The sequence below is a fragment of the Burkholderia sp. 9777_1386 genome (assembly GCF_015712265.1).
In the GTDB taxonomy this organism is placed as follows: Bacteria; Pseudomonadota; Gammaproteobacteria; order Burkholderiales; family Burkholderiaceae; genus Burkholderia; species Burkholderia cenocepacia.
Genome location: NZ_JACCQB010000043.1, coordinates 38,978 through 60,977 on the forward strand (window position 1 = coordinate 38,978; position 22,000 = coordinate 60,977).

A 22,000-nucleotide genomic window follows, 5' to 3' on the forward strand; every position below is an offset into this window, starting at 1 on the left:
TGGTAATCGCGAGACAGGCCGATGTAATGGTCATAATCACGCCGCGATTGCCCTGTGTCGTCCGGTCAAGCCCCGACCATGCACTCCATCTTCCGGCGCCGAAGCCCCGCCGCTAGACCGTCCCCGGCAACGCGTTCGACACGAGCACGGCCGCCGCCATCAGCACGCCGCCGAGCACGACCGCCTCGACTCGCAGCACGGTGCAGAACCGCTTCAACGCGTGTGCCGGCATCGCGGCGGCCGGGTCCTTCAACGCGCGCAGCAGCGTCGGCATTCCGAAGAAGCGGTTGTGTGCGCCGAGCATCGCGGCAAGCAGCACGAGCGCGAGCTTCAGCAGCAGGATCTGCCCGTACGTCGACGCGAACAGGTTGGCCGGCGTCTCGACGCCGCGCCAGCCGTTGTACGCGCCGGTCGCGAACAGCACGATCAACGCGTAGGTCGACGCATCGGACAGCGACTGCACGAACGCCGCGCCCGTCATGCGTTCGCTCGCCGGCATGCGGGCGAGCCGCGGCATCACGCCGAACGCCGTCACGAGCACGAGTCCGATCCACACGCTGATCGCCAGCAGATGCAGCCAGTCGATCCACACCGGCACGCTGAACGGCCCGGCGTCGACCGGATGGCCGCCATTGCTGCGCGCCAGCGCGACACCGGCAAGCGCGGCCGCCATCGCGAACGGAAACCGCGTGTCGTTGGCACGTCCGGCGAACGACAGCAGCACGACGACGAGCATGAACACCGTGCCGGCCAGCCACGCATGACCGAAGCCGGTGCCCGCGAGCATCGAACACACCGCCGGGCCCGCGTCGAGCAGCGACACTTCGCTCATCAGCGCGCAGTGCGCCCAGAACGCGGTGACGCTCGCGAGCAGCGATACGACGGACGCGATGCGCAGCGTCGCGACGAGCCGCCGTCCGACACCGTGCTGCCATGCGGACGCGCCGCGCGCGAGCCAGCGGCGCCCCAGCAGCGCACCGACGACGACCGCGAACCCGGCGTTCTGGATCGTCACCGCACCAAGCCGCAGCAGGCCGACGACGCCGTCGTTCATCCCTTCACCCGGAACGTATAAGTGCCCTTCGTGCGATGCGCGTCGGCCGTCATCGCCGCCCATTGCACGGTGTACGCGCCCGCCGCGAGCGTCGGGATCGCGACGGTCATCACACGCGGGTTCGACGCGTCGACCTTCGCCTTGTCCTGCGTGATGGCGTTGCCGCTCGCATCCGACACCTTCACCGTGCTGAACGCCGGTTCGAGAGCTTCGTTGAACGTGAGCCGCACCATGTCGGGCGCCGCGTCGATCGTGCTGCCGGCCGCCGGGACCGCGCTTTCCAGCTTGCCGTGCGCCGACGCCGCGACCGGTGCAATCGCGAAGAGCGCGGCAGCGGCGGTGAAGCCGGCCAGCCGCTTGCGTGTGGAAATCGTCATGTTCGCGCTCCGCGTCACGGCTTCTTCAGTTCGACGACGGTCAGCGTGCCGTCCACGTCCTCGGCGACGAAGTCGATCGTATCGCCCGCCTTCACCTGCGACAGCATCGCCGGGTCTTTCACCTTGAATACCATCGTCATCGCGTCCATCCCGAGGTTCTCCAGCGGGCCGTGCTTGATTGTCAGCTTGCCGGCCGCCGTGTCGACCTTGCGGATCTCGCCGTGCGACATGCTCGACGCCGCGGCGCCCTGCTTCGCATCCGCGCTCATGTCCATGCCGGCCGTGCCGCCGGCCATGTCGCCGGTCATGTCGCCGGCCGCGTGCGACGCGGCCGACAACGCCAGCGCCCACCCCGTCGCCATCAAAACCAGTCCCTTCTTCATCGTGTCGACTCCCGTGTCAGTGAATGGAAACCGGCGGCCGCCTCGGTGCGGCCGCCGCATGCTGCTTCAGCTATCCGGCAATTCGCCGGTGTATTCGTATGCGACGGTGCCCTTCGGATGCCGGAACCAGCCCGGATCGCGATAGTCATTGCGCCCGAGCCCCTGCCGCACCTTGAGCACCGTGAACATGCCGCCCATTTCCAGCGGCCCGAACGGGCCCGTGCCGGTCATCATCGGCAGCGTGTTGTCGGGCAGCGGCATCTCCATGCCGCCCATCGCGCCGCCCGTGCTGCCCATCGCCATGTAGTCGGGCACGAGCTTGCCGATCCGCTTCGCGAGATCCTTCTGCGGCACGCCGATCAGGTTCGGCACCTGGTGGCCCATCGCATTCATCGTGTGATGCGACTTGTGGCAATGAAACGCCCAGTCGCCAGCGCGATCGGCGGTGAACTCGATCGCGCGCATCTGGCCCACCGCGACATCGGCCGTCACTTCCGGCCAGCGCGCGGCCGGCGGAATCCAGCCGCCGTCGGTGCCCGCGACCTCGAAGCGGTAGCCGTGCAGATGGATCGGGTGATTCGTCATCGTCAGGTTGCCGAAACGAATCCGCACGCGGTCGCCGGCGCGCACCGGCAGCGGATCGATGCCCGGGAACACGCGCGAGTTGAAGGTCCACATGTTGAAGTCGGTCATCTCGTTCACGCGCGGCGTGTAGCTGCCCGGATCGATGTCGTACGCGGCGAGCAGGAACACGAAATCGCGATCGACCGGCATCGTGCCGCGATCCTTCGGATGCACGATGAACATGCCCATCATCCCCATCGCCATCTGCACCATCTCGTCGGCGTGCGGGTGATACATGAACGTGCCGTGCGCTTCGAGCTGGAACTCGTAGACGAAGGTCTTGCCGGGCGGGATATGCGGCTGCGTGAGGCCGCCGACGCCGTCCATCCCGTTCGGCAGCCGCAGCCCGTGCCAGTGGATCGTCGTGTGCTCGGGCAGCCGGTTGGTCACGAAGATTCGGACCTTGTCGCCTTCGACGGCCTCGATCGTCGGGCCGGGCGACTGGCCGTTGTAACCCCACAGGTTCGCGTTCATGCCGGGCGCCATCTCGCGCACGACGGGCTCGGCCGTCAGGTGGAATTCCTTCCAGCCGTTCTTCATCCGCCACGGCAGCGACCAGCCGTTCAGCGTCGCGACGGGCGTGTACGGGCGGCCGTTGGGCGGCACGAGCGGCGGCTGCGTGCCGGTTTTCGCCATCGTCGGCGCGTCGGGCAGCGACGCGGCGCCGGCCCGGCTGACCATCGCCGCGCCAAGCAGCGCAGCGCCCGAGCCGCTGAGAAATTGTCGACGGGACACCATGTCAATGACCTTCCGGATGCGGTTGCGTGGCGGGCGCCGATGGCGCCGCGGGGGTGGAAGCCGGCTGCGGCGCAGCGTCGGCGTCGGGTGTGGATGCGGGTGCCGATTCGGCGTCATGCGGCGCGCGCGGCGCAGCGCCCGACGACGGCAACCGGCCGCCGACGGCCATCTGCAGATCGGTTTCGGCGAGCCAGTAGTCCTTCAGCGCGTCGATGTAGCCGTTGACCGCGCCGACCTGTTCGCGCGCATCGGTCAGCAGCTCGAACACGCTCGCGAGCATCCCGTTGTAGCGCAGCAGCAGTTCGTCGGAAATCGTCTTGCGCAGCGGCACGACTTCGTCGCGATAGTGCGTCGCGACGTCGTAGCTCGTCACGTACGCCGCGTACGATTCGCGTACTTCGGAGCGGGCATCGATGGCCGTTTTCGCGAGCCGGTTCGCCGATTGCATGTAGACGGCCTCGGCGCGCGCGACCTTCGCGCCGCCCCAGTCGAACAGCGGAATCTCGACGCTGATCTCGTAGCCGTGCTCGTGGCCCTTGCCGGTCTCGTAGTCGTTCACGTAACCGAGCTCGACCGCGTTGACGAAACGCGTGGCCTTGCTCAGGCCGAGCGACGACGCGACGCCCTGCGTCCGCAGCTTCGCCGCCTGGATGTCGAGGCGGTTGCGCATCGCGAAGCGTTCGAGATCGGGCAGATCCGGGCGCGCCTTCGGCAAATCCGGCAGGCGTTCGGGTAGCACGTACCGCGTGCGTTCGCCCCACAGCCCCATCGCACGCGTGAGCTTCTCGCGTGCGGCGACGGCCTGCTGGCGCGCCTTCGCGTGCTGCGCGACCGCGTCGGCATGAAACGCCTGTTCGCGCGCGTAGTCGAGCCGGCTGAAGTTGCCGGCCTGCCGCATGCGCAGCGCCAGTTCGGCGGCCGCGCTGGCGGCGCCGCGCACCTGCTGCGCATAGTTCGCGGCCTGCTCGGCGGCGACCGCTTCCACATAGGCCCGGCGCGCATCGGCCGCGACCTTCAGCATCGCATCGGCCGTTTCCAGCCTGGTCTGCTCGAAACGGCGGCGCTCGATCTTCGTCGCAAGCGGCATCGTCAGCAGCGCGAACACGTTCGCCGAGAACGTGCGGCCGAGCGTCAGCTCGCCGTCGCCTGCACGCGTGCGGCTGAATGCGAAGCGCGGGTTCGGCAGCCGGCCGGCCTGCACGAGGTCGGCCTCCGACAGCCCCAGCTCCGCGTACGACGCCTGCAGCCCGCGGTTGTTCAGCAGCGCGACCTGCACCGCGTCGTCCATCGACAGCGGCTTGCCGAGCAGTTCCTTCGTCCGCCGGTCGACGGCTTCGCGGTCGGCGTCGGTCCTGACCACCACCGCGTCCTTGCCGATGCGCGCCGATGCGGCGGACGACACGGCGTCGAACCCGCCGTCCTTCGAAAACGTCGTGCAGCCCGCGAGGAACGCCAGCGCGAGCACGGCCGCGCCGATCCTCGGCGATATCGCGAACGTCGTCATCGCGCGGCCCCTCCGTGCATCGAATGGGCCGCGCCGTTGCCGGCCGCGCCGCCGGTCGTACGCCCTTTCGCGGGCCGCTCCGTCACGTCCCGGTTCAGTTGCTTCCAGCCCGGGCCTGCATCGTCCCGATACGGCCGGTAGCCGTCGAACGCGGAGGTCACGGTGACGTCCGGCACCGACGCGGCGGCGTCCGCCGGATCGGGCAACAGGGTTTGCGCGGGCGCGAGCGACGGCACGAGGGCCGCCGCGCCCATTAGCGCCGCAATGATCAATCGCATGAACATGTCTCGTCGTAAGTCGGCCGGCGCGCCTGAGGCGGCCGCCGGAGTAGAGGGCGGATTGCGGCCGGTCGGCCACGGGCAGGGACTAGGCGGGCATCCGGCGCGGCGGCCGGTCGATGCCGCCGGTCAGGAACGACACGTCCGCAGCCGAAGGCGGCGGCGCGACGATCGTGACGCCGCCGCTCGCCGCGGCCGGCACCGCAGGCGCCCCCGACATGCCCGTGCCGAAGCAGCACGACACGCACGCGACACACGACGACGCATGCCGCGCGTGGTCGCCGTGATCGGCATGACCATCCTGCGCGGCCGGCATCGCGTGCGACGCCTTCTCCTCATGCGGCGCGGCGACGCTCGCGCACTGCATCGAAACAGCCGCGGACGACTGGATCGGCAGGCTCAGCGCGAGCAACACGACGACGAGGAATGTGCGCCAGTACGACATGGATGCGAAATCGGGCAGACAGCGATCGTTCGGGCCATCGCGGCGCCGCGACGGCGCGCTCCGGGGACAAGACGGTCGCAGCTTATCGCCGCCGCGGTGACGACGGCATGGCCGAAACATGACCGGCTTTTCATGACAATTCCGTCATCCGCCGGTCATCCTGCGCGCACGCGCGACACCGTACGCTCCGGCGTTACACTGACCGGCTGGAATCACGGACAGCCTGCCTCACCATGCGGATACTGATAGTCGAAGACGAACCCAAGATGGCGTCCTACCTGCGGAAGGGCCTGACGGAGGCGAGCTACACGGTCGACGTCGCGGAAAACGGCAAGGACGGGCTGTTCCTCGCATTGCACGAGGATTTCGACCTGGTCGTGCTCGACGTGATGCTGCCGGAGCTCGACGGCTTCGAGGTGCTCAGGCGGCTGCGCGCGCAGAAGCAGACGCCCGTGCTGCTGCTCACGGCCCGCGACGCGATCGAGGACAAGGTCGCCGGGCTCGAACTCGGCGCCGACGATTACCTGCTCAAGCCGTTCGCGTATGCCGAATTCCTCGCCCGTATCCGCTCGCTGCTGCGGCGCGCGCCGCGCAACGTGCGCGACATCCTGCACGTCGCCGATCTGGAAATCGACCTGCTCAAGCGCCGCGTGCGGCGCGCCGACGCCCGCATCGACCTGACCGCACAGGAATTCGCGCTGCTGCAGCTGCTCGCGGAACGCGAAGGCGAGGTGCTGACGCGCACCTTCATCACGTCGCAGATCTGGGACATGAATTTCGACAGCGACACGAACGTCGTCGATGCGGCGATCAAGCGCCTGCGCGCGAAGATCGACAACGCTTACGAGAAGAAGCTGATCCACACGATCCGCGGCATGGGCTACGTGCTCGAGGATCGTTCGTGACCGCGCGCCCCGCGTCGTATTCGCTGCTGCGGCGCCTGACGCTCGCGTTCGCCGCCGTCGCGGCGCTCGTGTTCGCGCTGACCGGCGCGTATCTCTATCGTTCGCTGTCCGCCGAACTGACGCGGCGCGACGACATCGAGATCTCCGCCAAGCTCAACCAGTTCCTGCAACTGGCACGCGCCAGCGGCTCGACGGCCGCGCTGCGCGCCGACCCGGCCGTGTTCCATGACGTGCTGCTGTCGCATCCGGGCGTCTATCTCGGCATCTACGATGCGCGACACCAGCCGCTCGTCGAGCATTCCGACGAAGCCGGCAACACGCTCGCATCGGTGATCTCGGCGCCGCATCCGGCTGGCAGCGCCGATGGGCCGTTCACGTGCGCGCCGCCCGGCATCGGCACGTCGCGCTGCGTGTACGCGCGCGAAACGCTGCCGTCCGGCGAAGCGATCGAGGTCGCGCTCGCGCGCACCGCGACCGATCGGCAGTCGCTGCTCGAAAGCTATCGCGTCGACATCTGGCTCGCGGCGGCCGTCGGCGCGCTGCTGGTCGGCGCGCTCGGCTACGCGGTCGCGTCGCGCGGCCTGCGCCCGGTCGAAAGCCTCGGCCGGCAGACGTCGCGCATCGAGGCGCACAACCTGAACGCACGCCTCGACGCGCGCGGCGGCCCGGTCGAATTGCGCGAGTTCGCCACGTCGGTGAACCGGATGCTCGACCGCCTCGAACGCGCGTTCGTGCGGCTGTCGCAGTTCTCGTCCGATCTCGCGCACGACATGCGCACGCCGCTCGCGAACGTGATCAGCTCGTCGCAGATCACGCTGTCGCGCGCCCGCACCGCCGACGAATACGAAGCGCTGATCGAATCGAACATCGAGGAATGCGAACGGCTGCAGCGGATGATCGAGAACATGCTGTTTCTCGCGCGCACCGACAATGCGCGGCAGCACCTGAAGACCGCCGAACTGGACGCGGGCAGCGAACTGCGCCGGCTCGCGTCGTATTTCCAGGCGTTGGCCGACGAGGCCGGCGTGCGCATCGACGTGCATGGCGAAGCGCCGGTCGTCGCCGACGCAACGCTGTTCCGGCGCGCGGTCAGCAACCTCGCGTCGAATGCGCTCGAACACGCGGACGCCGCGTCGGCGATCGAGCTGGCCGTGTCCGTACAACGCGGCTACGCGGTCGTCGAAGTCACGAACCGCGGCGCCGCGATTCCGCCCGAACAGGTCGAGCGAATCTTCGAGCGCTTCTACCGGATCGATTCGTCGCGGCACGGCGCGGCGCGCAACGCGGGGCTCGGGCTCGCGATCGTGAAGTCGATCATGGAGCTGCATCGCGGCAAGGTGGAAATCGCGAGCCGCGACGGGCGCACGACGTTCGCGCTTTATTTTCCGCGCGGCGCCGATCGTTAGCGCGTGCGCCGCCGCGTCGTGCGGCTAGCGATCCTGCACCGTGCCGAACGACGTGCGAACGCACACGAGCAGCGCGATGGTCGCCGCGCTGAACACCGCCCCCGCGTAGAACGTGGCAGCAGCACCGGCCCGGTCCCACAGGAAGCCCGCGACGACGCTCGATACGAGCGTCACGATGCCGCTGACCAGGTTGAACACGCCGAACGCCGTCCCTCTCAATTCGGCCGGCGCGGCATGCGCGACCATCGTCGCGAGCAGCCCTTGCGTCATGCCCATATGGAGCCCCCACAGCGCGACGCCGACGAGCACGGCCGGCCAGTGCGCGCCGTGCGCCAACACGATATCGGCGGCGATCAGCATGACGAGCCCGACCACCATCAATGTCGTGTGGCTCGTCGTATCGGCGAGCTTGCCGAACGGGTAAGCGGACAACGCATACACGACGTTCATCGCGACCATCACGAGCGGCACGAGCGCGACGGGCACGCCGCTGCCCATCGCGCGCAGCACCAGGAACGCCTCGCTGAAACGCGCGAGCGCGAACACGCCGCCGACGGCCACGACCCACCAGTAGCGGGCGCCGAGTTGCGCGACGACCTCGCGGCGGATCGGATTGACGCGCGGCTCGCCCGGCGCACGCGCCGGTTCGTCGATGCCGAACGCGAGCAGCGCCACGGCGAGCACGCCCGGGATCACGGCCAGCCAGAACGCGAGGCGGAAATCGTCGCGCCACACCAGCATGATGACGACGGCCAGCAGCGGCCCGAGGAACGCGCCGACCGTATCGAGCGACTGGCGCAACCCGTACGCGGCGCCGCGCAGGTGAACGGGCGTGACGTCGGCGACGAGCGCATCGCGCGGCGCGCCGCGAATCCCCTTGCCGACGCGGTCGACGATGCGTGCGGTCACCACGACGCCGATCGTCGGCGCGATCGCGAACAGGGGCTTGCTGAGCGCGCCGAGCGCGTAGCCGGTCACCGCGAGCCATTTGCGATTGCGCAGATAGTCGCTCAATGTGCCGGAGAACACCTTGACGACCGGCGACGTCGCCTCGGCGATCCCCTCGATCAGGCCGATCGTCGTCGCGCTCGCGCCGAGCCCCGCCATCAGGAACATCGGCAACAGGCTGTGGATGATTTCGGACGACACGTCCATCAGCAGGCTGACACAGCCGAGCACCCACACGCTGCGTGGAATCTGCCGAAGAATGCCGGTCGATGAGTCGGTCTGCATGGGTCGCTCCGGTTCAGGAATCCAGATGTCGAATGCCTGTGATGCTACTGCAGTCCCGTGACACGACCGCACGCCGTGCGTGCGCGCCCGCTATTCCGCCGTATCGCGCCGAAGTTTCGCCTGCCGGCGCGTGCGGTCGTTGAGGATCTGGTGCCGGCGATGGTCGGTCAGTTTCTTCCAGTCGCGCGCCTCGTCGCGGGTGCGCAGGCAGCCGACGCAAAAGCCCGTGCGGCCGTCGAACGCGCACAGCTCGATACACAGCGATTTCACGGCCACGATCAGGCCGCCTTCGCGGGCGTCAGCACTTCGACGGTCACGTGCGACACGCCGTCGAAGCCCGCGACCAGCGCATGGTAGAAACGTGCATCGCGCGCGGTGTCGGCCGATTCGACCGACACGATCGCGCTCATGTGCCCGGGGCCCACGCGCCACACATGGAGATCGTTGACCGTGTCGCCGAGCGCCTCGATCGCACGGCGAACGTTGTCCGTCAGCTTGCGATCGACGTTGACGTCGAGCAGGATCCTGCCCGTATCGCGCATCAGCCCGTACGCCCAGTTGGCGATCACCAGCGCGCCGACGATGCCCGCGAGCGGGTCCATCCAGACCCATCCGAACGCGCGCGCGAGCAGCAGGCCGACGATCGCCAGCACCGATACGGCCGCGTCGGCGATCACGTGAACGTAGGCCGACCGGATGTTGTGGTCGTGATGCGCGGCCGAGTGCGAACCGCGAGCATGATGCGCGTGGTGCGCGTGGTGCGCGTCGTCGTAGTCATGATCATGGTCATCGTGGCGGTCGTGCCCGTGCGCATGGTGATGGCCGTGACCATGCCCGTGATGGTGGTCGCCGCTGAGCAGCCACACGCTCGCGAGGTTCACGGCAAGCCCCAGCACCGCAATCGGAATCGCTTCGCCGAAGTGAATCGGCACCGGCGCCAGCAGGCGCGCGATCGCCTCATAGCCGATCAGCACCGCGATCATCGCCAGCACGATCGCGCTCGTGAAACCGGCGAGGTCGCCGAGCTTGCCGGTGCCGAACACGAAACGCGGATCGTCGGCATGCCGGCGCGCATAGGTATAGGCCAGCGCGGCGATCAGCATCGCGCCCGCGTGCGTCGACATGTGCAGCCCGTCGGCGACCAGCGCGAGCGAGCCGAACAGCGTGCCGCCGACGATCTCGGCGATCATCATCGCCGTACACAAGCCGATGACCATCCACGTCTTCCGCTCGTTGCGCGCATGTGCGGCGCCCAGAAATGCGTGGCTGTGCGCGCCGCCCGCCGCCGCGCCGTCGAATTCGTTCATGTTTGCATCCGGTTACTTGAAATAGCTGTGCACGACCTCGATCAGCTGCTCGGTCGCGCTGCCCTCGTGCGCATCGGGCGTGTCCGCATCGACGAGATGCGACCGGATGTGGTCTTCCAGCACGACGGCCAGCAGGCCGTTCATCGCGCCGCGGCAGCTCGTGATCAGTTGCAGCACGTCGTTGCAGCCGCGCTCTTCTTCCAGCGCCCGCTCGATCGCTTCCACCTGTCCCTTGATACGGCGCACGCGGTTCAGCAGCTTCTGTTTCTCGCGGACGGTATGACTCATCGATGGCTCCTGTATAGGGTAGGGGAGTATATCTCCGGAAGGCTGCCCCTATAGGGTGGAGGGGTATATTTTTTTCGAGACGAAGGCTTGTCGAAAGAAAACCGCTCGGCTAGACTGCTCTCCGTCTTTGGGGAGTAGCCTGCTTTCCGCCCCCGGAAAGCGAACGCGTCAACACACTCGGCCTGCGGCCGTGGCGCGTTCGGCCTGATCGGCTTGGCGAGACCATCGGCACATCGCGTCGTTCCTGGTCGGACGTCGGCGGATGTGTCATGGTTCGTCAGCGTCCGACCACGGAGTCCCCATGTTCCTCCCTGCTCGCCTTGCCCACGCCACCGCTGCCTGCGGAGGTGCCGCATGACCTTCATGTTTGTCGAACTGGCGTTCATGCTGGTCGTGATCCTCGTCGCGGCCGAAGTCTTCACCAATGCGCTCGAACATCTCGGCGAACGCCTGAAGATTTCCGAAGGCGTGACCGGCTCGCTGTTCGCGGCCGTCGGCACCGCGCTGCCCGAAACGATGGTGCCGCTGCTCGCGCTGGCCGGCGGCACGTCGAACCAGGCCGTGAACGAGGAGATCGGCGTCGGCGCGATTCTCGGCGCGCCGCTGATGCTCGCGACGCTCACCACGTTCCTGATGACGCTCGCCGTGATCCGCACGCGCGGGCTGCGCGGCACGATCACGCCGGAACGCACCGGCTTCGTGCGCGACATGAACACGTTCCTCGCCGCGTTCTCGCTGGCGACCGTCGCGATGTTCGTTCCGCATCACAACTGGGCCATGCGCGCGCTGCTCGCCGCGATGCTGGTCGGGCTCTACGTGATGTACGTCGTGATGACGTTCCGTGCATCGACCGGGCTCGTCGATGCCGGGCACGGCACGGAGGCGCCGCACGCGATGTTCCTGTCGCGCATCGGCCTGCCGACCAACCTGGCGACGATCGTGCTGCAACTGCTGATCGGCGTCGCGCTGCTGGTGGGCGGGGCGAAGGGCTTCATTCACGGCGTGGAAGGCGTGTCGCACGTGCTCGGCGTGTCGGCGCTGCTGCTGTCGCTGATCATCGTGCCGATCGCGACGGAACTGCCGGAGAAGGTCAACAGCGTGCTGTGGATCCGCCGCCGGAAGGACACGCTCGCGTTCGGCAACATCACCGGCGCGATGGTGTTCCAGGGCACGCTGCTGCCGGCGATCGGCATCATGCTGACGCCGTGGGAGCCGCGCCCCGAAGTGCTGACCGGCGTGATCATCACGCTCGCGGCAGCGGCCTGGCTGCGCATCAATGCGCGCACGCGCGGGCTCGCGATCTGGGCGTTGCTCGCGAACGGCGCGGGTTATGTGGGGTATCTGGCGGTGACGCTGGCGCGCTAAACGCCGGTCGGGCGCGCCGGCCGACCAACACGTCGGCGCGGCGCGCTTCACGGCGCCGGATGCGGGCGGCGGCTGCGACGCCCGCATCCCGCCGATCAGGAACCCTTGACGAGTTTGACGATCGTCAACGTGCCGTCGACCTTCTCGATCCGCACCTTGACCTGGTCGCCCGCATGCGCTTGCGCGAGCATCGCCGCATCCTTCGCCTTGAACGCCATCGTCATCGGCGGCATCCCGACGTTCTGCAGCGCGCCGTGCTTCAACGTGATCTTGCCGCTCGCGGCATCGACCTTCTTCACTTCGGCGTCGGTCAGCGCGGCGTTCGATTCCGCCGCGCCGTCCGACGACATCTTCATGCCGGACATGTCCATGTTCGACATCTCGCCGGCGGCAAGCGCCGGTACCGCGAAAGCACTCAGCGCGACGACAGCGGTTGCAGCAGCGATCAATTGATTCATCTTCATCGTGATTCTCCGGTGGGAAGGGATGGCACGTTCGTGCCGGAAGGAACTGCCTCGGAATGCCGCGCTCGGCCCGCGCTTCGCGCACGACGGCGCTGCAGCAGAAGCCACGCGGCGGGAATGACGAACATCGACAGCAGCGGCGCCGTGACCATGCCGCCGACCATCGGCGCGGCGATGCGCTGCATGACTTCGGAACCGGCGCCGTGGCCGATCATGATCGGCACGAGGCCGGCGAGCACGACGGCGACCGTCATCGCCTTCGGCCGCACGCGCAGCACCGCGCCTTCGCGAATCGCGTCGAGCAGCAACGCATCGGTCAGCGGTTCGCCGGCATCGAGCCGGCGCTGCAGCGCGCCCTTCAGGTACAGCAGCATCACCACGCCGAATTCGGCCGCCACGCCCGCCAGTGCGATGAACCCGACCGACGTCGCGACGGACACCGCATGGCCGAGCGCCCATACGAGCCAGAATCCGCCGACCAGCGCGAACGGCACCGTCGACATCAGCAGCAACGCGTCGGCCGCCGAATCGAACGTGACGAACAGCAGCACGAAGATCACGACGAGCGTGACGGGCACGACGGTACGCAACGTCGCCGCCGCGCGTTCGAGATACTCGAACTGTCCCGACCACGCGATCGAATAGCCGGGCGGCAACGCGACCTGCCGCGCGACGGCCTGCTGCATCGCACGAACCGCCGTGCTGAGGTCGACACCGCGGAGATCGACGTACACGTAGCCGGACAGCCGTGCGTTCTCGCTGCGGATCATCGGCGGCCCGTCGGCGATCGCGACACGCGCGACGTCGCCGAGGCGAATCTGCGCGCCGCGCGCGGTGACGACCGGCAGTTGCCGCAAGTTGTCGAGCGAATCGCGGATCTCGCGTGGATAGCGGATGTTGATCGGGAAACGCTCGCGCCCGGCGATCACTTCGCCGACGTCCTCGCCGCCGATCGCCGACGACACGACCGACTGGATATCCGCCACCGACAGCCCGTAACGCGCGGCGGCGAGCCGATCGATGTCGACGTCGACGTAGCGGCCGCCGTTCAGCCGCTCCGCGAGCGCGGACGTCACGCCCGGCACGCGCTTCACGGCGGCCTCGACCTGCGTCGCGATCGCGTCGATTCCCGTCAGGTCCGGCCCGGAAATCTTCACGCCGACCGGCGTCTTGATCCCGGTGGACAGCATGTCGAGCCGGTTGCGGATCGGCGGCACCCATACGTTCGACAGGCCCGGCACCCTCACCGTCCGGTCGAGTTCGTCGACGAGCTTCTCCGGCGTCATGCCCGGCCGCCATGTACTGCGCGGCTTGAAGCGGATCGTCGTCTCGAACATCTCGAGCGGCGCGGGGTCGGTCGCGGTATCGGCGCGACCCGACTTGCCGAACACCGTGTCGACCTCGGGCACGGTCTTGATCAGCCGGTCGGTCTGCTGCAGCAGTTCGCTCGCCTTGTCCGCCGAGATGCCCGGCAGCGCGGTCGGCATGTACAGCAAGTCGCCTTCGTCGAGCGGCGGCATGAATTCGCCACCGAGCCGCGACAACGGCACGGCCGTCAGCACGAGCGCGACGACTGCCACGCCGATCGCGGCCCACGGGCGCCGCAACGTCGCTTCGAGCAGCGGCCGGTACAGGCGGATCAGCACGCGATTGATCGGGTTCGCGTGCTCGTGCGGAATGCGGCCGCGCACCAGATAGCCCATCAGCACCGGCACCAGCGTCACCGACAACCCGGCGGCGGCCGCGATCGTATAGGTCTTCGTGAACGCCAGCGGCGCGAACAGCTTGCCCTCCTGCCCTTCCAGCGAAAACACCGGAACGAACGACAGCGTGATGATCAGCAGCGAGAAGAACAGCGCGGGCCCGACTTCCGCCGCCGATGCCGCGACGAGCTCCCAGCGACGCGCGGCGGTGATCGGCTCGCCCGGATGCGCGTGGTCGTACGCTTCCAGATGCTTGTGCGCGTTCTCGATCATTACGATCGCCGCGTCGATCATCGCGCCGATCGCGATCGCGATCCCCCCGAGCGACATCAGGTTCGCATTCACGCCCTGGTAGCGCATCACGATGAACGCGACCAATACGCCGAGCGGCAGCGACAGGATCGCGACCAGCGCGCTGCGCAGATGGAACAGGAATACCGCGCAGACGACACCGACGATGACGAATTCCTCGATCAGCTTGTCCGTCAGGTTGTCGACCGCGCGCGCGATCAGTTGCGATCGGTCGTAGGTCGTGACGATCTCGACGCCGGCAGGCAGCGAACGCTTGAGGTCGGCGAGCTTCGCCTTCACCGCGTCGATCGTCGTCAACGCGTTCTTGCCCGAGCGCATCACGACGACGCCGCCCGTCACTTCGCCCTGCCCGTTCAGTTCCGCGATACCGCGCCGCATCGCCGGGCCGACCTGGATGCGTGCGACGTCGCCGAGCAAGACCGGCGTGCCGGTGTCGTCGGTGCGCAGCACGACGTGACGGAAATCGTCGAGCGTGCGCAGGTAGCCGGACGACCGCACCATGTACTCCGACTCGGCCAGCTCGACGACCGAGCCGCCGGAGGCCTGGTTGGCCTTGCCGAGCGCCTCCGCGACCGCCGCCTGCGTGATGCCGTATGCACGCAGCTTGTCCGGGTCCAGCACGACCTGGTACTGGCGCACCATGCCGCCGATACTCGCGACTTCGGAGACGTCCGGCACGGCCTTCAGTTCGAACTTCAGGAACCAGTCGTTGAGCGCGCGCAACTGGCCGAGATCGTGACGGCCGGTGCGATCGACGAGCGCGTACTCGTATACCCAGCCGACACCGGTCGCATCGGGCCCAAGCGACACGGTCGCGCCCGCCGGCAGGCGGCTCTGCACCTGGCTCAGGTATTCGAGCACGCGCGAGCGCGCCCAGTACGGATCGGTGCGGTCGTCGAACAGCACGTAGACGAACGCGTCGCCGAACGACGAGTACGCACGCACGGTTTTCGCGCCGGGCACGCCGAGCAGCGTCGTCGTCAGCGGATAGGTCACCTGATCCTCGACAACCTGCGGCGCCTTGCCCGGATACGACGCCTTCACGATCACCTGCGTGTCCGACAGGTCGGGCAATGCGTCGAGCGGTGTCTGCCGCAGCGAATGCACGCCCCATGCCGCGAGCAGCACGGTGGCCAGCAGCACCAGAAACCGGTGATGGACGGACCAGTGAATGATGCGCGCGATCATCGCTCACCTCCCTGCGGCTCGACCTTCGTCAGCCGGTAGCCGTCGTCGGTCTGCGTGAACGCGAAACGCACGGTCTGCCCCGGCTTCACGTCCGGAAACGCGCGCACCGACGGCTTGCCGAACGCCATCGTCATCGCGCCCCAGCCGAGCGCCGGCACCGGCTGATGCGAGAACGTGATGTCGTCGGCGGTGACCTTCTCCACCTTGCCGGTGGTTTCGTACACCGGCGCGCTTGCCGTCGCGGACGATGCGGCCGAGCTTGCGCCTGCCGCCCGCTCCAGCCGCGGCAGCACGCTTTTCAGGCTGGCTTCCGAATCGATCAGGAACTGCCCCGATGCGACAACCGTATCGCCTTCGTTCAGCCCGCCGAGCACTTCCGTGTCGCCGCCGACGTCGTTGCCGACCGTCACCGACACCGGCTGGAGCCGGCCGTCGCCGAGCTTCACGATGACGATCGTGCGCTGGCCGGTCGCGATCACGGCCTCGGACGGCACGAGCAGGCGCGACACCGTCTCCCTCGCGGCGACCCGCACGCGCATCAGCATGCCGGGCGTGAGCTTCAGCGATGCGTTGTCGATCTCCACGCGCGCCTGCAGCGTGCGGCTGCCCGTGCTGATGCCGGGCAGCACTTCGCGGATGCGTCCGCTGAAATGCCGGGCCGGATCGCCCGCGAACGTCGCGTCGACCGACATTCCCGGCCGCACGTTCAAAGCGAGCGCTTCCGGCACCTCGACGATCAGCCACAGCGTCGCCAGCCCGGCGATCTTCGCGAGCGTCTGGCCGGGCGCGACCATCGCGCCGTCGCGCACGTTCAGCTCACTGACGACGCCCGTCTCCGGCGCGCTCAGCACGACGTGCGTCTGGGCGCGGCCGGTGCGATCGAGAGTCGCGATCATCCCGTCCGGAATCGACAGCGCGCGCATTCGTGCGCGCGCCGCATCGAGCAGGTTGCCGTCCATGCCGCCGCGCTTCAGCGCGAGATATTCCTCCTGCGGCGCGAGCCAGTCGGGTACGAACAGCGATGCGACCGGCGCACCCTTCGCGATGCGCTGCATCGGCGCGCGTGCATACAGATGGTCGATGTAGCCCGTGACGCGCGACTGCACGACCTCCACGCGCGCTTCGTCGAACTGCGTGGTGCCCACCGCGTCGAAGCCGGCCGCCGTCTGCTGCCGACGCACGGTCGCATAGCGGATGCCGAGGTTCTGCTGCAGGCCCGGATCGATCCGGATGCCTGTCGCGCCACCGCCTTCGTCCGCATAGACCGGCTGCAACTGCATGTCCATGAACGGCGATTTGCCCGGCTTGTCGAAGTGCTGGTTCGGCACCATCGGGTCGTGCCAGTACAGCACCTTGCGTGCGGCCTGCTGAGCCGGTACACCCGACGGTATGCCCGACGGCGCAGCGGCGGGCATGGCGGTCGTCGCCGCGCCGCTCGTCGCATGGCGAACGCCCGCGAAATAGCCAGCGCCGACGAGCACCGCGCCGGCGGATGCGATCAGCGCCGCACGCATCAGTGATTGCCTTGTCATGAGCGTCTCCTTCACTGCGCGGCGGCCATTGCCGACGGCACGACCTGATATTCGAGCTGTGCCCAGGTCTGCGACACGTCGCGCCTGAGATCGAGCACCTGTAATTGCGCTTCGAGTTGCGCACGTCGCGCGGCGAACGTGTCGGCGAGCGACCCCGTGCCGGCCCGGTACGCCGCCGTCGCGAGCTGCACGCGCTGGTCGGCGGCCGGCAACAGCGCGGCGCTGAGGTTCGCGATGCGTTCGCGGCCGCTCGCCAGCATGTCGGATTGCGTGCGGATGTCGGCCTGTACCTGGCGCAGCGTGTCCTCGTACATCAGGCGCGCCTTCGTCGCGAGCGCGGCCTTTTCGGCGACGTCGCGGTTCTGGCGATTCTTGCGATTGAGCGGCAGCGGAATCGAGACGCCGACCGACACCATGTTCGAATACGCGCCACCGCGCTGCTGGTACGCGATTTCCCACGTCCAGTTGGGGCTGCGCTCGCTGTTCGCGACCGCGGCGTCGGCTTCGGCCACCGCGATGTCGTCCGCGGCGGCGACGAGCGCTGGCTGCGACAGGCGCAGTTCGTCCGGCGGCAACGACGATACGAAGGATTCGGGCGCGGGCGGCGTACCGGCCACGTCCATCACGGGCACCGCCGTCCAGCGGGCCAGCGCGATGAGCGCGGTGCGATACGCCTGCTGTGCCTTGAGCACCTGGTCCTGCGTCTGCGCGAGCATCGCGCGGGCCTGCACGACGTCGCCCGCGCTCGCCTTCGCGCCGCGATACGATGCCTGCGTCGCGTCGAGTTCATGGTTCATGTGGCCGAGCAGCGCCTGCTGAAGCGCGAGCGCCTGCTTCGCATAGACGGCATCGAGCCAGGCCGTCGCGGTCTGCCGGCGCACGGCCGCGAGCTGCACGAGATAGCCGGCGCGCTCGCGGCCGACCTGCTCGTCGGCCAGCGCGGTACGCAGCCGCCGCTTGTCGCCGGACACCCATTCCTGCTCGATGCCGATGCGGCGCATCGTCATGAAGTCTTGGCCGACGGTGAAGCGCTGCCCGCCGTTGACCGGCAGGTTGTCGATGCCGGCCTTGAGCATCGGGTCCGGCAACTGGCCGGCCTTGACGGCCGCTTCGGAACGCGCGAGCACGGAAGCCTGCGCGGCCTGCATCGACGCGGAACGATCGGTGGCGGACTGCAGCGCGGCGTCCAGCGTCAGCGGCGACGGTTGCGCGTGAACGGCGCCCGCCACCAGCAGCGCGGCCCACGGTACGGGCGCGCGCCGACCTGCACGCGGCATGCGCAGCGTGCGGAAAACGAATGACATGGTGTAACCCCAAATCGGAATCCAAAGGGATTCCACGTCCTGCGCGCAGGACGAACCTCACCGCGTGCGCGGCGAACCGGTCAAATCGGGATCAGTTGATGCGTGGCGGGCGCCACAACCCGTTCGGGTCGCGAGCTGGGACGGACTGCGTGTAGTGGAAGACGATCGTGCTGGCGAATGCAGCGGGACGGTTGACGTCGGCGCGGGCGGCCGGGTGGTAGAGACTGCCGAACTGGCATTGGGCCGTCACCTTGCAGGCCATGCCCTTGGCTTTGGCCTTCGCGTGATCGGCGGATGGCGGCTGCATCGAATCGCAATCGCTCATCTCGGCGGACATGGCCATGTTCATGCCCGTGTCCGCGTCCATCGACATCGTGTGCTGCATCGGACATTCACCGGTCAGGCCGCTGGCTGCCAGCCCCGTGATGGGCAGCACCGCGCACAGCAGCAGCAGGATGAAGGTCCGAAGCAGTTTCATGGCGGCGATTATAGCGCGCACTGTTGCGGCATGGCGCGGCGTCGCTACGGCGAAACGACGCGCCCTCTCCGCTGCGGCGGCTGCGCGTCATCGCAACAGCTTGTCCGCCGCGAGCACCGCCTGCACCGCCGGCCGCTCCCGCACTCGCTCGTACCATGCACGCAGATGCGCATGCCGGCTCAGGTCGATATCCGCGTTGTACACCGAGCGCATCCAGTCGGCCTTGCCCCAGCCGGTCAACGCGAACAGGTACGCATCGGCGACGGTGAACGTGTCGCCGGTGACGAACGTCCTGCCGTCGAGCTGGCGGTCGATCCATGCGAAGCGGCCGTCTAGCTTCTGCCGCACGGGCTCGACGTACTTCCCCGCCTGCACCGCATACAGCAGCGGGATGAAACCCTTGTGGATCTCGGTGCCGAGAAAGTTCAGCCATTCCATCAGCCGGTAGCGCGCGAGCGTGCCGTAAGCGGGCGCGAGCGCGGCTTCCGGGCGCTGGTCCGCGAGATACTGCGCGATCACCGGCCCTTCGCGCAGCATCGTGCCGTCGTCGAGTTCGAGCAGCGGCACGTAGCCGAGTTCGGTCACGTCGTAGTAATCGCGGCCGCCTTCGACGACATGCTTGCGCGCATCGACCTTGACGATCTCGGCGTCGATATCGGCTTCGCGCAGCACGATGCAGATCGCCTGCGAACAGCTGCCGGGAGCGTGATAGAGCTTCATATGTTTCCTTCGTGGGTGGTCCATGTATCGATTCGCCGCGACGCGGACGCTAATATCTCGCATCGGCGCATGGCTGAGAAGACGGCAGTCGTTTGTGCCGTAGTCACAAAAAATTTACCGACCAGGATTCGGCGCGATGAAAACGAGTGCGACAGGATGTTCCGTTGAAGAAGCGATGCGCATGCTCGGCGGCCGCTGGCGGCTGCTGCTGGTGTCGTATCTGCTCGACGGGCCGCGCCGCTTCAGCGACCTGCGGCGCGACATGCCGGGCATCTCGCAGCGCATGCTGACGCTCGACCTGCGTGCGCTGGAAGACGCGGGGCTCGTGCGGCGAACCGTCTATCCGGAAGTGCCGGTGCGCGTCGAGTACGATCTCACCGCGGACGGCGATCGGCTGCGGCCGGTGGTCGACGTGATGCGCGAATTTGGGCTGTGGCTGAAAGCGCGCGACGTGCAGGCCGACGCGATGCCCGACAACGCGGCTGAGACCGAAACGACGATGTATGCTCACAAGTAACCCTTCGGCAGGAACTACGTTCATCAGTTGCTCCGAGAAACCCCGTACTTCAGGACGGGGAAGAAAGGCGTGCTGTTGACAGACAGCTTCTTCCACGGGATAGGATCACCTACATGATTCTTGTCTATCGCTACCGGGTGAAGTCGCTCAACGGACTGCTCAACAAGCAGAGCCGTGTGGTGAACTACGTCTGGAACTTCTGCAACGACACACAGAAGCACGCGCTGAAGTGGAACAAGAAGTGGCCGACCGGTTTCGACTTGAATGTGCTCACGACCGGCAGCAGCAAGGAACTCGGTATTCACTCCGGCACGGTCAACGCGACGTGCGAGCAATATGCGAAGTCGCGCAGTCAGCGCCGTCGGCCCTACCTGCGCTATCGCGGCAGGAAATCGTTGGGCTGGGTGCCGCTGAAGGGCCGTGACCTGAAGCGCGAGGGTGACGCGTTCCGTTTCGCCGGCAACACGTTTCGCGTGTTCAACAGCCGACCGCTTCCCGAAGGCAAGATCAAGGACGGGACCAACTTTGCGCAGGATGCACGCGGCAACTGGTTTCTCAACATCGTGATCGAGATGCCGGATGTGCAGGCCCGCCCGATCCGTTCCGGCGTCGGCATCGATCTCGGCCTGAAAGACTTCGCCACACTTTCGACCGGAGAGAAGCTGCCCAATGACCAGTTCGGTCGGCGCGCGGCGGAGAAGCTGGCGAAAGCGCAGCGAGCACGCAAGCACAAGCGGCATATCGCGAAGCTGCACGCCAAGGTCGCGAACTCCCGCGCCGACTTCCAGCACAAGCTCGCGCTCGATCTGGTGCGGCGCTTCGATTACATCGCGGTCGGCAACGTGTCGGCGGTCAAACTCGCCAGAACCAGGATGGCGAAGAGCGTCTACGACGCATCCTGGTCGTCCTTCCGAAACAAGCTCCGTTACAAAGCGATCGCGCACGGAGCCACGTTCGAGGAAGTGGACGAAAGCGGTTCTACCCAGTCCTGTTCGTCGTGCGGGTCGAAAGACAGCACGACGCGGCCGAAAGGTATCGCGGGACTGAGAATAAGAGAGTGGGCCTGCAGTAGATGTGGTGTCGAGCATGATCGAGATACCAACGCTGCGTTGAACATTCTCCGATGCGGACGTGCATCGCCAGGTGTGGGAATCCTCTCTCTTTCGGGAGAGGAGGACGTCAAGGAACTTCACGCTACCGTCGGCACGGCCACGTCCGACCTCGACGACGACGAAAGCTTCGCCAATATCTACTGTCACGATGCGGAGCAGGACTATTGCTTCGCGCTGTCGCGCTTTCCGGACGATGCGCGGATCGAAGTGATGGTGCGCGACCAGCTCAACGTGCGCGTCAAGGATCTGTCGGTGTGTCTGACCGACGACACGATCGACGTCGAGATCGAACCGGGCATCGCCGCGCGGCTCGACGGCCAGACGCGTTACGTGATCCATCTCGCGCCCGGTCAGTACGATCCGGGCACGCTGCGCGCTGCGTTGAAGGAGATCTTCGTCGGCAAGAGCGGCTATCGCGACGACAGCACGGGCGGCTGACCGTTCGCCTGCTTGCGCTCTTTCGTGACGACGCCGGTCCGCGCCTGTCGGCACGTTCCCATATATTGAACGGCAAACGTCCCATTAATGGGGATACCTGCCCAAATGTTGACGCACGCCGCGCCACGGCTCTAACGTTCGCCCCAACGCCATTCGATTCGGCCGCCTCGTTCGCGAGCGCCGGCCGGGGCATAGAACACAGCAACCATCTTGAGACAGCCCATGTCATGCGCAATTGAAATCCGGCTGCCAACGCTCGCCAGTGCGAGCGATGGCGTTGAGCGTGATGAGCAGCTTGCGCATGCATGCGACGAGGGCGACCTTC

Annotated in this window: 22 protein-coding genes, 2 pseudogenes and 1 riboswitch; of the genes and pseudogenes, 6 read left to right on the forward strand and 18 right to left on the reverse strand. The window is 67.4% G+C overall.

Going from position 1 to position 22,000, the window contains the following annotated elements; all coding sequences use genetic code 11:
• Positions 1–112: 112 nt before the first annotated feature.
• From H0X91_RS26170 to H0X91_RS26200, 7 genes are all read right to left on the reverse strand, one after another.
• Positions 113–1,054 carry a CopD family protein gene (locus tag H0X91_RS26170; protein ID WP_196433479.1) on the reverse strand — a complete coding sequence of 314 codons (942 nt, stop codon included), beginning with the start codon at positions 1,052–1,054 and terminating at the stop codon, positions 113–115.
• The gene (gene copC / locus H0X91_RS26175) at positions 1,051–1,431 is read right to left on the reverse strand and encodes a copper homeostasis periplasmic binding protein CopC (RefSeq protein WP_006484606.1); all 381 of its coding nucleotides are present in this window, start codon (positions 1,429–1,431) and stop codon (positions 1,051–1,053) included. Before copC ends, H0X91_RS26170 begins: the two co-directional genes overlap by 4 nt.
• A 14-nt stretch (positions 1,432–1,445) precedes the next feature.
• Positions 1,446–1,814 carry a copper-binding protein gene (locus H0X91_RS26180; RefSeq protein WP_077021675.1) on the reverse strand — a complete coding sequence of 123 codons (369 nt, stop codon included), beginning with the start codon at positions 1,812–1,814 and terminating at the stop codon, positions 1,446–1,448.
• A 66-nt stretch (positions 1,815–1,880) separates the two neighbouring features.
• Positions 1,881–3,176: a multicopper oxidase family protein gene (locus H0X91_RS26185; RefSeq protein WP_196433480.1), complete on the reverse strand. Its 1,296-nt coding sequence runs from the start codon at positions 3,174–3,176 to the stop codon at positions 1,881–1,883.
• 1 nt (position 3,177) lies between these two features.
• On the reverse strand, positions 3,178–4,680 hold the full coding sequence (locus H0X91_RS26190; RefSeq protein WP_196433481.1) for a TolC family protein: 1,503 nt from the start codon (positions 4,678–4,680) through the stop codon (positions 3,178–3,180).
• Positions 4,677–4,958, reverse strand: a complete 282-nt coding sequence (locus H0X91_RS26195) for a hypothetical protein (protein ID WP_196433482.1) — start codon at positions 4,956–4,958, stop codon at positions 4,677–4,679. Before H0X91_RS26195 ends, H0X91_RS26190 begins: the two co-directional genes overlap by 4 nt.
• 88 nt (positions 4,959–5,046) lie before the next feature.
• Complete coding sequence (locus H0X91_RS26200; protein ID WP_058902686.1) at positions 5,047–5,403, reverse strand: hypothetical protein; 357 nt, start codon at positions 5,401–5,403, stop codon at positions 5,047–5,049.
• 233 nt (positions 5,404–5,636) lie between these two features.
• On the opposite strand from H0X91_RS26200, the gene H0X91_RS26205 reads away from it, so the two are divergent.
• Both H0X91_RS26205 and H0X91_RS26210 read left to right on the forward strand, forming a co-directional pair.
• Entirely contained in the window at positions 5,637–6,308 is a 672-nt protein-coding gene (locus tag H0X91_RS26205) for a heavy metal response regulator transcription factor (RefSeq protein WP_060212903.1), read from the forward strand.
• Positions 6,305–7,714: a heavy metal sensor histidine kinase gene (locus H0X91_RS26210; RefSeq protein WP_196433483.1), complete on the forward strand. Its 1,410-nt coding sequence runs from the start codon at positions 6,305–6,307 to the stop codon at positions 7,712–7,714. The genes H0X91_RS26205 and H0X91_RS26210 overlap by 4 nt, the downstream gene beginning before the upstream one ends.
• A gap of 24 nt (positions 7,715–7,738) precedes the next feature.
• Here H0X91_RS26210 and H0X91_RS26215 read toward each other — a convergent pair whose 3' ends face one another.
• The 4 genes from H0X91_RS26215 to H0X91_RS26230 form a co-directional block, all read right to left on the reverse strand.
• A complete protein-coding gene (locus H0X91_RS26215) occupies positions 7,739–8,947 on the reverse strand; it encodes an MFS transporter (protein ID WP_006484587.1) in 1,209 nt (402 codons plus the stop codon).
• A gap of 90 nt (positions 8,948–9,037) precedes the next feature.
• Positions 9,038–9,223 carry a DUF1289 domain-containing protein gene (locus H0X91_RS26220; protein WP_196433484.1) on the reverse strand — a complete coding sequence of 62 codons (186 nt, stop codon included), beginning with the start codon at positions 9,221–9,223 and terminating at the stop codon, positions 9,038–9,040.
• A gap of 2 nt (positions 9,224–9,225) precedes the next feature.
• Positions 9,226–10,254 carry a CDF family Co(II)/Ni(II) efflux transporter DmeF gene (gene dmeF, locus H0X91_RS26225; protein WP_077056678.1) on the reverse strand — a complete coding sequence of 343 codons (1,029 nt, stop codon included), beginning with the start codon at positions 10,252–10,254 and terminating at the stop codon, positions 9,226–9,228.
• Positions 10,255–10,266: 12 nt separating this feature from the next.
• On the reverse strand, positions 10,267–10,542 hold the full coding sequence (locus H0X91_RS26230; protein WP_006479857.1) for a metal/formaldehyde-sensitive transcriptional repressor: 276 nt from the start codon (positions 10,540–10,542) through the stop codon (positions 10,267–10,269).
• A gap of 117 nt (positions 10,543–10,659) precedes the next feature.
• A riboswitch (yybP-ykoY riboswitch) is annotated at positions 10,660–10,828 on the forward strand.
• A 68-nt stretch (positions 10,829–10,896) separates the two neighbouring features.
• Between H0X91_RS26230 and H0X91_RS26235 the strand changes: the two genes are divergently transcribed.
• Entirely contained in the window at positions 10,897–11,907 is a 1,011-nt protein-coding gene (locus tag H0X91_RS26235; protein WP_058902684.1) for a sodium:calcium antiporter, read from the forward strand.
• Positions 11,908–12,002: 95 nt separating this feature from the next.
• Here H0X91_RS26235 and H0X91_RS26240 read toward each other — a convergent pair whose 3' ends face one another.
• The 6 genes from H0X91_RS26240 to gstA form a co-directional block, all read right to left on the reverse strand.
• Positions 12,003–12,371 carry a copper-binding protein gene (locus H0X91_RS26240; RefSeq protein ID WP_058902683.1) on the reverse strand — a complete coding sequence of 123 codons (369 nt, stop codon included), beginning with the start codon at positions 12,369–12,371 and terminating at the stop codon, positions 12,003–12,005.
• Entirely contained in the window at positions 12,368–15,574 is a 3,207-nt protein-coding gene (locus H0X91_RS26245) for an efflux RND transporter permease subunit (protein WP_060267412.1), read from the reverse strand. The genes H0X91_RS26240 and H0X91_RS26245 overlap by 4 nt, the downstream gene beginning before the upstream one ends.
• Positions 15,571–17,106, reverse strand: coding sequence for an efflux RND transporter periplasmic adaptor subunit (locus tag H0X91_RS26250; protein ID WP_058902681.1), 1,536 nt, complete (start codon positions 17,104–17,106; stop codon positions 15,571–15,573). Before H0X91_RS26250 ends, H0X91_RS26245 begins: the two co-directional genes overlap by 4 nt.
• A gap of 11 nt (positions 17,107–17,117) precedes the next feature.
• Positions 17,118–18,410 (reverse strand): TolC family protein, encoded by a 1,293-nt coding sequence (locus H0X91_RS26255; RefSeq protein ID WP_058902680.1) that lies wholly within the window; start codon positions 18,408–18,410, stop codon positions 17,118–17,120.
• Positions 18,411–18,501: 91 nt separating this feature from the next.
• Positions 18,502–18,888, reverse strand: a complete 387-nt coding sequence (locus H0X91_RS26260) for a hypothetical protein (protein WP_058902679.1) — start codon at positions 18,886–18,888, stop codon at positions 18,502–18,504.
• An 87-nt stretch (positions 18,889–18,975) separates the two neighbouring features.
• A complete protein-coding gene (gene gstA, locus H0X91_RS26265; RefSeq protein WP_058902678.1) occupies positions 18,976–19,608 on the reverse strand; it encodes a glutathione transferase GstA in 633 nt (210 codons plus the stop codon).
• A gap of 136 nt (positions 19,609–19,744) precedes the next feature.
• On the opposite strand from gstA, the gene H0X91_RS26270 reads away from it, so the two are divergent.
• The 3 genes and pseudogenes from H0X91_RS26270 (at position 19,745) to H0X91_RS26280 (ending at position 21,675) form a co-directional block, all read left to right on the forward strand.
• Complete coding sequence (locus H0X91_RS26270) at positions 19,745–20,125, forward strand: winged helix-turn-helix transcriptional regulator (protein ID WP_062910098.1); 381 nt, start codon at positions 19,745–19,747, stop codon at positions 20,123–20,125.
• A 113-nt stretch (positions 20,126–20,238) separates the two neighbouring features.
• A pseudogene (locus H0X91_RS26275) lies at positions 20,239–21,288 on the forward strand (RNA-guided endonuclease InsQ/TnpB family protein); the annotation flags it as partial.
• Positions 21,277–21,675 carry a hypothetical protein gene (locus tag H0X91_RS26280; RefSeq protein WP_175793125.1) on the forward strand — a complete coding sequence of 133 codons (399 nt, stop codon included), beginning with the start codon at positions 21,277–21,279 and terminating at the stop codon, positions 21,673–21,675. The pseudogene H0X91_RS26275 and the gene H0X91_RS26280, both read left to right, overlap by 12 nt.
• 225 nt (positions 21,676–21,900) lie before the next feature.
• On the opposite strand, the pseudogene H0X91_RS35455 reads toward H0X91_RS26280, so the two are convergent.
• Positions 21,901–22,000, reverse strand: a pseudogene (locus H0X91_RS35455) (IS110 family transposase); the annotation flags it as partial.